The organism is Mucilaginibacter inviolabilis, assembly GCF_011089895.1.
Lineage (GTDB): Bacteria > Bacteroidota > Bacteroidia > Sphingobacteriales > Sphingobacteriaceae > Mucilaginibacter > Mucilaginibacter inviolabilis.
Genome location: NZ_JAANAT010000002.1, coordinates 360,485 through 373,049, shown reverse-complemented (window position 1 = coordinate 373,049; position 12,565 = coordinate 360,485). Strand labels below are relative to the sequence as shown.

General features: G+C 41.6%; 11 protein-coding genes. All 11 read right to left on the bottom strand.

Features of this window, described 5'->3' with window-relative positions:
* Positions 1–3 precede the first annotated feature (3 nt).
* The gene (locus tag G7092_RS17730; protein ID WP_112658217.1) at positions 4–582 is read right to left on the bottom strand and encodes a TlpA family protein disulfide reductase; all 579 of its coding nucleotides are present in this window, start codon (positions 580–582) and stop codon (positions 4–6) included.
* Between the two features lie 17 nt (positions 583–599).
* On the bottom strand, positions 600–1,514 hold the full coding sequence (locus G7092_RS17725; RefSeq protein ID WP_208057684.1) for a DUF4396 domain-containing protein: 915 nt from the start codon (positions 1,512–1,514) through the stop codon (positions 600–602).
* Positions 1,515–1,575: 61 nt separating this feature from the next.
* Positions 1,576–4,296 (bottom strand): multicopper oxidase domain-containing protein, encoded by a 2,721-nt coding sequence (locus G7092_RS17720; protein ID WP_112658213.1) that lies wholly within the window; start codon positions 4,294–4,296, stop codon positions 1,576–1,578.
* A gap of 74 nt (positions 4,297–4,370) precedes the next feature.
* Entirely contained in the window at positions 4,371–4,820 is a 450-nt protein-coding gene (locus G7092_RS17715) for a heme-binding domain-containing protein (RefSeq protein ID WP_112658211.1), read from the bottom strand.
* A 4-nt stretch (positions 4,821–4,824) separates the two neighbouring features.
* Positions 4,825–5,430 carry a DUF3347 domain-containing protein gene (locus tag G7092_RS17710; RefSeq protein ID WP_112658281.1) on the bottom strand — a complete coding sequence of 202 codons (606 nt, stop codon included), beginning with the start codon at positions 5,428–5,430 and terminating at the stop codon, positions 4,825–4,827.
* A gap of 76 nt (positions 5,431–5,506) precedes the next feature.
* Positions 5,507–6,007: a DUF3347 domain-containing protein gene (locus G7092_RS17705; protein WP_112658209.1), complete on the bottom strand. Its 501-nt coding sequence runs from the start codon at positions 6,005–6,007 to the stop codon at positions 5,507–5,509.
* 73 nt (positions 6,008–6,080) lie between these two features.
* Positions 6,081–6,509 (bottom strand): hypothetical protein, encoded by a 429-nt coding sequence (locus G7092_RS17700; protein WP_112658207.1) that lies wholly within the window; start codon positions 6,507–6,509, stop codon positions 6,081–6,083.
* A 91-nt stretch (positions 6,510–6,600) separates the two neighbouring features.
* On the bottom strand, positions 6,601–7,851 hold the full coding sequence (locus G7092_RS17695) for a type II restriction enzyme NmeDI-related protein (protein WP_112658205.1): 1,251 nt from the start codon (positions 7,849–7,851) through the stop codon (positions 6,601–6,603).
* Between the two features lie 160 nt (positions 7,852–8,011).
* Entirely contained in the window at positions 8,012–8,737 is a 726-nt protein-coding gene (locus G7092_RS17690) for a class I SAM-dependent methyltransferase (RefSeq protein WP_166091214.1), read from the bottom strand.
* Positions 8,738–8,995: 258 nt separating this feature from the next.
* Complete coding sequence (locus G7092_RS17685) at positions 8,996–10,093, bottom strand: multicopper oxidase domain-containing protein (RefSeq protein WP_129568225.1); 1,098 nt, start codon at positions 10,091–10,093, stop codon at positions 8,996–8,998.
* Between the two features lie 20 nt (positions 10,094–10,113).
* Positions 10,114–12,552 (bottom strand): TonB-dependent receptor domain-containing protein, encoded by a 2,439-nt coding sequence (locus tag G7092_RS17680; RefSeq protein WP_129568226.1) that lies wholly within the window; start codon positions 12,550–12,552, stop codon positions 10,114–10,116.
* Between the last annotated feature and the right edge of the window lie 13 nt (positions 12,553–12,565).

Here is a 12,565-nt window from a genome sequence, read left to right as displayed (position 1 = left end):
TGCTTATTTTGTTAATAAACTTTTTAAATATTTGATAAAATGTTCATCGTTAAAATCTAATCCCCCTTCCTGTTTGAACACAATTTTTCCAGATTGATCTAAAATGACTGTTGTAGGGATCGCATCGCCTATAAAATCCGCAGGAATCTGGCTCGCCGCCACGTAAACAGGGAGCGTCAATCTATTGCTACTCATAAAAGCCAGAGACTTTTTTAGATTACGATCCATATCCACAGTAACGAATACCAGGTTTGGATCGCTTTTCAAACGCCTGTATAATTTATCCAGACCAGGCATCTCTTCCCTGCATGGCGCGCACCATGGGGCCCAAAAATTGATTACTACGACCTTTCCTTTTAAATCGGTTAAATTTAATTTTTTACTTCTTTTATCTTCGAGCGTCAACGACGGTGTATCGCTTACTATTGAATAATAGGTAGCGGAGGTAGGTACAGGTACTTTGTTTGTATTTGAGTAGTAAGGTTCTGCCGAGCTATTTAATGCACCTGTTGACAGCAGCAAAAGAGCCGCTATTCGCGCATAAAAGCCTTTCTTTTTTTTATTTGTAGTTTGATAATCCATCGTTCATTGATTAAGCATCACATTTTCATAGGTTGACTTGTATGTCCTGGCTGCATTTTATATCTACCCCAATGAGCGGCAGCGGCACCGCCAAGAACAAGAAAGAGCAGGGAAAGAACAGCAACCATTATTTTTTTATTGATATTCTCGGAAGAAGGCATGGTCATCTGGCCATGGCCATTTTTGATGGCGACGTTGGCGGTTGCACCGGATGCCATATTCATTCCGGGCATGACCGCAGGTGATGGTTCATCCTTATTTATGACGGCACCGCCTTTTCCTAATACCCGTTGGGTGCCCATACCGTGTTTGAGTTTGTTTTTAACCATCCACCAGTTGACAGGGTAGGCCAGGCAACCCCCAATGAGGGAGGCAAGGGACATGATTCCCCAAAAACGCAGTGAACTAATTTCCATATTTTCCATGTTGTTGGTCATCAGAATGATCATTACCGGAATCATCCCGGACATCACAAAATTCATTGACATCAATTCCGGATACCAGGTTTTACGAACGGCGGCCAGGTAAGTACCACCCAACATATCTTTCATGAATAGGGCCTGAAAAATAAATAAACCGAAAACGAAGCCCGCCAAATATTCAAGGATACTATCCAGCCACATCGGTAAACCAAGCGCGGCAGTCAGAAAAGCAACCACAATAACGCCGGTTGCATCTCCGGCCATGCAATGGATTGTTGAACCAACCGCTTGTTTCCAAAGCGGCGCGATAAATTTTTCATGGGTGTTTGGGGCGGGCTCCCGGCACGAAATTATGTAGATAGCCAGTCCGAAGATGCCGGTATATAAAGTAACCAAGATCCATCCCCATTTCATTACTTTCATCTCAGGGGTACTGGTTACCAAATCATAAGTAACATATCCGACTGAGGCCGCTGTCAAAGAAAACCAGGTAATGAGTAATATTTCCATGAGCATGTTTATTAATTACCAATAACTTAATGCCGGCTTAGAAGCCGGCATTAAGTTAAATTTAATAAGTTACTGTTAAACCTGCACCCAATCCCATATCGCTGTCATAATGACTTGATAAGGAAAAGTATTTGGTGACAATATACCTTAGTCCTGCTGCATACTCTTTATCGGTGTTGATCATGAAATTCATACGAAGGCGTTTTGATAAAGGAATATCCTCACGGCCCAATTGAAACCGTAATTTACCGTCACCGTCAATACGCGCGTCTGCTATGACCAGCATCGGCAAAGTGTAGGCCATACCGGCTACCACAGTTCTGCGGCTTTCTTTGTTGCTTACCTGCCCGAATAGGTTCCTGTAATCGCTGCCAAAAATATTTTTTTCATTGGGATTAAATTGTTTGTAATGGTAATCGAATCCGACGTAAGGGAAAAACCATTGATTCCGGCCTATGTAACGACCAACCATCGTTTCACTCTCATAGCCCATTTTAGCATTTAACCCCAGGTGCCATATCGAGTTAGCTTTCCATCTAGTATTAGCAAACATGACTTCACCGTCTGTCCCACTACTTTCTAATCCGATACGTGCCATAGGATGGGGCATTTGATCGTCAGCATTTAAACGACGCCTTGCCAACTTGGGATCTGTAATATCCGTTTTATCAACCAGGGTATCTTGGTAACTAAATACCCGTCCCATTCCGCTCATCATGTGATACAAGATATGGCAATGAAAGAACCAATCACCCCCCGGCTCGGTCGCGGCAAACTCGATAGTATCACTTTCCATAGGCATAATATCCAGGACATTCTTCATCGGGGCATATTCGCCCTGCCCATTCAATACTCTGAAATCATGTCCGTGCAGGTGCATGGGATGTCGCATCATCGTATTATTATATAAAATGATACGGACATTTTCCCCCTTTTTGATCAAAATTTTATCCGCCTCGGAGACTACCTTGTTATCTATACTCCAGACATAACGATTCATGTTACCGGTCAAATTAAATTTGAGTTCTTTTACCGGACCTGGACGCAAGGTTGTTTTTTCAGGTGCCCGGAGCATTGCATAGCTTAGGGTTACAATATCTGCATTGCTATTTCCCATATCCATACCGGCCATGCTTTGAGCACCGCCCTGCGGCTGTATCTTTTCGCTACTATCCTTGGTCGGCGCAGGGCTTTTTTCCATATCGCTCTTCCGCATCTCCTGCTTAATTTTCACCGTATCAGCCGGATTTTCAGGTCCCGAAATCTCGGGATACATGACGGTGTTCATATCCATCTCCTGGTTTTTCATGTCCATCCCTTCCATCTTTACCAGGTTGCCCTTCATGTCCATCATGTCATTCATCATTTTCATGCCGGCAAAGTACTTTAGCTTCGGCATTTTTGCAGCCGCAACTTTTTCGCCACTACCCAGCCAGAGCGAAGCATGCTTGGTACGGTCCTCAGGGGTGACTAGAAATTCATAACTTTTATTTTCGGGGATCGTCACCACAATATCGTAGGTTTCTGATACCGCGATAATAAGCCGGTCCACTTCAACTGGTTCTACATCGTTACCATCATTGGCAACCACGGTAATCTTACCCCCCGCCCAATTTAGCCAAAAATAAGAAGAGGCTCCGCCGTTGGCTATACGCAACCTTACTTTATCACCGGCCTTAAATTGCGGCAGTGTAGACTGATTTTTACCGTTGATCAGAAAATTATCGTAAGCCACATCGCTCACATCCATAGCGGTCATTCTCTTCCACTCATTAGTCAGCTTAGTTTTTAAATGTCCGGTACGAATCGCTTCAGCATAGCTCTGGGTGGTTCCCTTAAGGATACTAAACCAGTCGGTTTGGTTGTGAAGACTTCTTTCCACTTCTTTGGGATTCATATCAATCCAGTCGCTCAGTACAACCGGGACCGTCGGAATATTCCATTCCTGCCTTTTTTTCATAATGAAGGCCCCGTACATACCGATTTGCTCCTGCAATCCTGAATGGCTATGATACCAGTGGGTACCATGCTGTACGATTGGAAACTTATAAAGATATTTGGTATGAGGTTTAATGGGCATCTGTGTAATGTAAGGAACGCCATCCATTTTATTGGGTAAAAACAATCCATGCCAGTGAAGTGAGGTTTCTTCATTCAATTCATTGTGAACCCATATTTCAGCGGTATCACCTTCGGTAAATGTCAGCGTGGGCATGGGGATCTGGCCATTTACTGCAATGGCGCGCTTTGATTTTTTCCCAAGCATTACCGTAGTATCCCTGATGTATAAGTCGTAACGGACGGTATGCGGAGGAGCAACAGCTGCAATCGTATTTATAGGGCCTAAATTGGCTTTGGCGCTTTTTATACCAGCCGCCGCAGCATCGTTGTCACCCATTTTCATTCCATCCATATTATCCGTTTTCTTGCCGTCGTCCTTGCCCATCGGCATTTCCATACCGGTTGGTTTTTCCGGATTTGATTTAGATTTCTCCTCTTCCATTTTCATTCCATCCATGCCACCCGTTTTTTTTGTGGTGGGATTTGCAGGCGTTTGCATGCCAGAGGCCTTTTTTGCAACGGTTTTGCTTTTTTCTTTGACCAGCTTCATACCACATTTTGGGCAATTGCCCGGCTTTGATGCATGAATTTCCGGATGCATAGGGCAGGTGTAAGTAACAGCCTGTTGTTTTTCCATCCCAGCCATATTCCGCATGTCGCCTTGAGCGAATGCCAGCTGTTTAAAACAAAGCATTACCACAATTACTAATATTTTTTTCATCTTTACATTTACATATTTAAGACACTATAGCTGGTCAGCCTTTCCGCGGCTGACCGGCTATTTTAGTCATTACTTTATTCATTGACCTTCCTGATCCAACTTTTAATCAGAGCCGTGTCTCGCGGATTAAGTGCAGCGTCGCGGTGAATAATCAGGTATGAAGGCAAAGGCATAGTTCCTTCATCTAAACTTGTGCTGATTGCCCGCAACTTGCTTCTTTTCTTTCTTGCCGAATATGTTCCGAATTCATCGAAGTTTAATTCAGCCTTGCCATTACGGACATGCCTGTCCAGCATCAGTCGCATCGGCTGCAAATGGGCGTAAAAGGGATAATTGGTGTTATTGCTATGGCAATCATAACAGTCTTTCTTAAAAATCGCCTGTACGTCCTGCGGCATGCTGTATACCTCAGCGATATTGTTCGCTGGAATAAGTTTACTCTGGTTGTATTCCCCGGGTATAAACTGAATAACAATAACCGCAATGATGACAACACCCAGCCCAATTAAAATTTTACGCTTCATGTTTCTATTTCAATTCTTCTTTAATCGAACCACAAGTAGGCATTGCCGAACCCAGGTAAGGGTTTTTTATCTCTTTTATTTCGCTTAGCCAAATGGCACCCTTTTTATCATTGAACATCGGGCAGCGGTCAACATATAAAGGCATGCTGGTTCCAAATAATTTTACAAGATCGTACATATCTTTACTCAGCATGTCGAAGTGTTCGCGTTGATGCGGTAATTTGCCGCCACTTATGCCAATATGCTCTGCCATTTCCTTCGCGTCATCAGCTATGTCTGTATACGACTTTTTTTGGTCTGCCGTCAATATAGATTTGTCGAGTTTAACAAAGCCCTCCGATAACGCTTTGCCGGCAGTAGCAGCATCGTTACTATTGTCAGCGGTTAAAGCATTCTTCAGTTGTAAATAATTAGCAATCATCTCCTTAACAGAAGCACTCGTTTTATTATCAACCCCTGGTTTTGATGAAGGAGATTCGGAGGTTGCCGCAGTTGCCACAGCTGACGTATCATTACCCGCTTGCGCAGTCGTGTTTTTAGTATTGTTATTACAAGCTGCTACAAGTAAAGAGGAAAGGCCAAGGGCCAAAACAATGATTAGATTTTTCATATTGTTAAAATTGAAAGTAAAATGCATCCGGAGCATAAAAACGCTCCGGGTACATCAATTAAATAATAGAGGTTAATTACTTATTCAGAGTTTCAGTTACTTTCCCGCAGGTAAGCATCTGGCTACCGAAATATGGATTTTTGATTGACGCATCCGCAGACAACCAATAACTTTTCTTCATTGGGCAATAGTCATAATAAACTGCCTGATCGGTCAGCTTTACAGCCTTAGCCAATTTAAAGAAGTTGGAAGAGAAATTAGCGAAGTGCTCGCGCTGATGGGCGATATCCTTGCTTTCTGAAATATGCTTGGCATCGAAGGCTAACTTGTCCTGGAATGACATAAAGGCATTCATATCAGCGGCAGGCAGCGATTTCATATCAACAGCATTAACCGCTTTGAGAAAGTCAGCTGCATGCGTCGCTGCATCGGTGCTGTTAGATTTGATCAAATCGTTCTTAACATCGTAATAAGAAGACAATAAAGAACCAAGTGCAGATGACTTTGCACTATTCTGAGTGAAGCCTTGGGTAAAAGTAGCTGCAGCTAATGCAACTAAAAGAAATATTTTTTTCATTTTGATTTAATTAATTTTAATAAACATTTAAGGCATGGCTAACCATGTCAACAAGTAACTAAAATTAAAAAAATCAAATTTGGAAACTCCGGATGATGAGCCGAATGCCCCTCGTCGGAGGCCGCTTTTGAGGTATCAGGTAATTAGAAGCTATATCCAAATCATATACGGGCACAAAACGGTAGTCGTAATATAAACCTGCAGAGATAAATGGAATCTGGATATGAACCTTCTCAGGTTGCGGAACAAGCTTAGCAAGCGCCGCAAAATTATTGGACATTCCCTGACAGCACGGGTCTGCTTTTGATTCAAATTGCGGACCGTCACTTTTCGGCTGTTGAAGGGACATCATCTTCATGTGATCATGATGAGCCGCGTGCAAACCATCTTCATGCAACACGCTTTTCCCCGTGCCCTCCACATTCATATGGAGCGCACAACTGAACCCGGCAACCGCGTTCAATAAAAAAACAGTTAAAAGAAATAGCGCCTTACTTTTCATTTTCCGAACAAATTTACATAACTATTTTTATAAATGTTTACATAATTCGGTAAAAAAATTACACAATTATCCATGGTTAAGCATATTGCAATCAACAAACGCATTTTGCTATCTTTTTCATGCTATGATGATCTTCACCTAATTTGCAGATTGCATCACAATATTGACGCAGGTCAGAAAAACAAATATAGGCCATTTGCATGTTCCCTTTACGGATAGAGGGCCTCGAAAGCTGCATGATGACATCCTTTTCCCGCTGATCCGGGACAACCAAATATAGCATTTCACCATCGTCCTGTACACTATAAATCAAATCAGTCAATCGTAGTATCCCCGAATAGATACTCGTACTCTTTTCGACTTCAAAAGCGGCAATCACTTTGGATGTGCCCTTAACGAACCACAAAACATCAATGAGTTTGACTGTATTCAAAATTTCTTTTTCAAGATCCATTTGCGGGAACTCTGCCAGGGAAATAAAAGTAAATTTATTTCCGTCCCAGGATTTGGAACGGTCATTAGATGCGGCTATTACATCATAGCCTAATGAGCACCCGATCTTTAAAAGGCGATACTGCATTTCATTATGTAAATGTTCATCTTCCGTTTCTGCCTTTTTGTCCTTATGCCGCTTTTCAATTAATTTTTCGAGACGAGTACGTTCAGTTTCTGATAGATATTCGTCCTTGCCTAACAACAACTTTTGCGTGCCAATCTCAAATAACAAACCGGCAAAAGCTCCAGTATCCAGCGAAAGTTCATTACAATATTTACGGTTCATATCCATAATGACCTCCCTGATCTTCAGGTACTCGCTCCAACTTCCCAGTTTCTTTTTGTCTTTAAATAAATAATTAAATCCATTGATGATCGCGGTGTTGAACGGCGGAATAAGTGTTGGATGTAAAAAATACAGGATACTGGCCACTGCAGGTCCTAAACCTTTTATCTTTAAAGCATCCAGCTTTTCAATTTCCCGCAGGATTTGGGCTTCATTCTTTGCGTTGATGCAGTTTTCCAAGAATTGTCCAAAAGCAATCTTATTTGCCTGGTTCTCATAAATATCGGGAATCCTTAGTTTAGGTTTCCAATAAAACGGGTGGGAAGCACCTTCAAAGACTTGTTTTTGTTCCGTAATGCAACTCAAAACAAATTCCAATGAAGATCCCTTAAAGTCATTGCCGAAACGTTTGGTCTTGATATCATCGATAACCTGCAATACCCCCCTACGGATAGAACGGAAGGCTTTTAAGCGTTCTTCATTATTGATGAACCAGGTATTATAGACGGATTCCTGATCATTCTTATACTGGGCAATGATAGATCGTAAATGTTCGCTCATGTTTAGCTTAATAGGCTAAGATAACAGAACTTTTTTTATTAATTCTAATCATTGCTAAATCATTAGAGCGATGAAAGCTTGTTTACTCAAGGTAAGCGTTAATAATATTATTTTGCGATCCAACGTGCTAAAGCCTGTTGTAGGGCTTTGAGATTGCGGATCAATCGTTCTTTATAACTATCCAGTAAAAATTTATTTTTCTGATTATCTGGTTGAATGGCTGCTTCGGATTTGCTAAGATCCGATGGCTGAATACTACAAAATCACTTTTTGCATGATGATGATAGTGATGTGCCATTTCGGCAAGACCTAATCCTTCGAAATACATTTTCGACCTGTTCGTGGCTTCTGCGAGTTCTTCAGGCTCATAAAAATGGGTATCTGTTATATGTATTTCACCACGGTCCGTTAAATGGTTTAGCGCCTCAATTATTACACCCGCAAAGGAAGCAAAATACTGTACAGAAGCGGAAAATAAGATAACATCAAATTTAAGTCCTGTTAAGCTTTCAGTTGGAAAGCTGTCATGGATAAATTTTAAATTTGACTTATTAAAAACAGCTATCGCCTGATGGATTTCGCTTTTGTTCGGATCTAATCCAATGATTTCAGTTTGCTGTATTTCGGCTAATTTTGCAGAAAGCCAACCATTGCCGCAACCTATCTCTAAAATCTTTAAGGGTTTCCTCTTCTTTTTAAGATAGTTGATCAATCTATCGCAGGATTTTTTTCTGATCTTCCACTCTTTAAAATGAACATGACCGGGTTCGATCTCGGGTAGCACCGATACCTGAAAATCAGAATAGGTTCTCTTTTCCTTTTGTCGCAAAAGGACATAAACCTTTTCAAAAACGGGATCATGATCTATATTATTAATCCTCAACACATGTATATCTGTATTTGAGCCCTAAAAAACAAGGGCTTCAATTAACATATACGCAAAAATAATAGATAACGTTGCTTCTAAATATAAGTAGTATGAGAACTCGCTTTGAAGCTTAACGACAGCATTTTTTTATAAATAAGAATTTGAAAAGCCAAATAAGGCCACTTTTAATCTTTTTCATATTTATGATTTCTATATTAAGGTATACGTTTAATCAGCCACGATTATTGTATGAACTTAACTGATTAGAGGCTCCGTTTAATTTACTTCATACATTGCAATCATTCCAGCCGCCAAATGATCATTCACATGACAGTGAAACTGCCAGCTACCGGTGTTGTTGGCGTTCATGTCAGCGGTAAGCAAGTTAGCAGGCCCCAAATATAACACATCCGTGCGACCGCCACTCACCGTAACGGTATTGCCATGCCAATGGGCGGTATGGTTATCCAGTTCATTTCCGAGGTCCATCACATACCAGCGTACTTTATCGTTAGCTTTGATCGCAGTAAATTTGCAATTTCCGTACATTAACCCATTCACAGAATGCTTCAGGTTACTTTCCTGGAAATCAGGATCATCATTACTTACGTGGTTTAACGTATATTTAGCTTTATTAGCTGACAGATAAAGACTATTATTCTCATCCATGATCATAAACAGGGCAAACTTCTCTTTGTCCATGTCCTTTGGTTTGTTTTGATCGAGATAACCTTTCCGGTAAATGACAATAGCACCGACAAGGCCCGCGTAAATATCCTTATTGTCTTCTTCCATGACATGGGAATGGTATATCCATCCAACAGAAGAACCATCCTCGCTGCCAGGCCCCGAATTTTCAGTGACTGCCCATTGATAGATAAAAGTTGCCCCAGGAGCGATGCCGGTAATCCCCTCATTATTGCTGTCGTAAACTACCCCATGAGGATGAATACTAAAAGGGAAGGTGGCTTTATTTTTAAAAATAACTTTAATACTGTCATTTACTTCCGCTCTGATGACCGGGCCGATCAGCCCCATGTCCGCCGATTCCTTTACTTTCGGTTGCGTGAAGCTGGCATCGGTATATTCCCGGTATACCGCCTTTATATATTTTTTGCCTATGCGGTCTGTGTCGTTTTGTAAATAAGTATTCTCCTTTATGCCGAAGGCAATCCCGGTTATTTGATTTATACCGGTCGGAGCGTAGTCCCATACTATCTCTTCTGCGGCTATATAATAAACCCGGGTGTTTGTCGCTGTAGTTAACCTCGAAATCGTTAAAATATTTTTATCTTTTTTACAGGCTGTCAAGATCATCAGAAAAACCAAGAGAATGGCTAAGGTGAATATGAGAGGTGATTTTTTTAATTTCATGGCTGTTTAATAAAAAATAATTAAAATTTAGCCCCTAGCCCAAAGTAGAAGCTTCTGCCTATTGCAGGAATGATTCCCGGCCCGGGATATTCATTCGTACGAATGGTGAAATATCGCTTGTCCGCAAGGTTATTCACCCCGAATTTTAAATTGTAGGAATGGAGGGTTAATTTGCCCGACCAATCTAAAACCTGGTAAGCAGGAATTAAACCGACCGCCGGATCAGAGCTATTTAGCGCGTTAGTGGCATCGGCATAAGACTTAGCCGTCTTACTGATCAAAAAGGTGGTAGAAAAAGGTTTATAAGAGTAAGTGATACCCAGCCTTTCTATAGCTCTTGGTGCATATTCGACATCCTTATTTTTAAATTCCCCTGTCGTGTAGCGCGCATCTATGTAGGAAAAAGAATTAAAAAAACTGATCTTGCCAAAAGAAGCATCGGGGAAGAAGGCCCTGGTTACATTCAACTCAATATAAGTTTCCAGTCCCCGGTGGACGCTATTGGCCACATTCGTGCGTAAGGTATATTCATTCCCCTGCGCATCTGTTTTTTGTATGATCCCAATCCGGTTATTATAGCGCAAATAAAAACCGCTGACATCAAAGTTAAAATAGTTTTTGACCGTTCCGCGCCAGCCTAAATCCGTGTTATAGCCATCGGCGTCTTTCATATTGGGGTCTATAACCGCGGTACTTGCAAATGGCGTAAGCTGGTCGTAAGTTACCGGCCGGTAAGCCTGTGAGATATTACCATAAATATTTGTGCTATTGGTGGTTTTGTATTGAAGACCTATTCCGAACAAGGCTACATACCTGTTTTTAGACCGATCAGAGGTCAGCACATCATTTCCGTCCGTAACATAGCCTTTCGCCGTGGAATTGATGTATTCATAACGAATTCCTGGTGTAATGGAGAACCTGTCATTAAGCTTGAACGTATTTTCTAAAAAGGGGGCGATATTTAAAGTGGTAAAATCAAGGTCATATTCATATCTTGGATCTAATAAGCTGAGGTCAAAATCGCTGCCGGTTGTTCCTTCACCGCCGCCTTGTCTTTTCATCCTACCTGTAAAAGCTCTTAATCCAGCCGCGAGTATATTCTCTTGCTTAAATAATTTGTAAGTATGCAATACACGAACCTCGGTCGTCCAGTTTGTAAACCGCTCTCTTTGAACTTCGCGATTCCCGTAAGCGTTGGTTACCGGGCTGATGGTGTCCAACTCGGCAGGTCCACCATCTTCATTTTTCCAAACGAGGTCGCGGGAACTTAACAAGACGGAGGATTTAAAATACAATAGCGTATGGGCCGTAAATTTATATTCTGCAGTCGCGGCAAAGATATTCCACGGACTGCGCAGCCAGTTCCTGGCACGGTAAGATGCCCGGCTGTCCAGATTGAATTGCACATCATCAAAACCACCCGGCATGTGGATACGGTTTCTCAAAATTGAATATTCCAATCCTATTTTTAGCCTGGCATTAGCCTGGTAATTAACACCCGCAAAACCGGAAACCTGCTGTACTTCCGAATTTGACCGCCAGCCTTGTATGTTTTTATATTGAATAAATCCATAATAATTAAATTTCCCTATGGTACCGCCAGCGGAGGTAAATGCATTAAATAGTCCAAAGCTTCCACCGGTTTCCTGAACATTGATCTCCAGTGGTTTATCTTTTACTCCCTGCTTAGTGATATAATTGATCACTCCGCCGAATTGGGGACCAAATTGCAATGACGACGCGCCTCTTGTAACCTCTATCCGTTCTATAGCTTCTAAAGGCGGGAGGTAATAAGCTTCCGGATAGCCATAAATATCAGCAGCGACATTATAGCCATTCTGTCTAGTATTTGTTTCAACTGATTGCGTTGGGTTTAATCCCCGGAATCCTATTCCGTTTGATGGAAAACCCCCGCCCTCCGTTTCTGAATAATTGGCGCCGGGAATACGTCCGAGAACCTGCCGCGGGTTATTTTGAGCGGTATTCGCATCCAGACTGTCCAGCAAAATGACCTCTGTTTTTTTACCAGCGTAAATTACCCCATTATGCACATCATTCAGATACCCCATACCGGTTATAGCTTTATAGCCCTTAACGGTCACTTCAGTTAACTGCTTTACTGCCACCTGGAGTTGGATATTAACTTGTACCTGTTCTATGCCGGTTAATACAATCGTCTTTTGCTGGCTAAAATATCCTTCCCGGCTTAGTTTGATCAGATGACTTCCATTCTGAATTTGAATAAACGAAAAAAAACCATTTTTGTCAGTCATAATCGTTAGCGTGTCCAATTGAACGGTGACTGCGGACAGGCTTATTCCGTTTTCGCCGGTAACGTGCCCGTAAATCTGATACCGCTTGATTTGAGCAGAAAGCGAAGATTGAATTATTAAAGACAACAAAATAAGAATTGTCGTCTTTGGTTTAGAAAGAAAAAAATTAAAGTAAGCTATATTCATTTTTATTTAGACT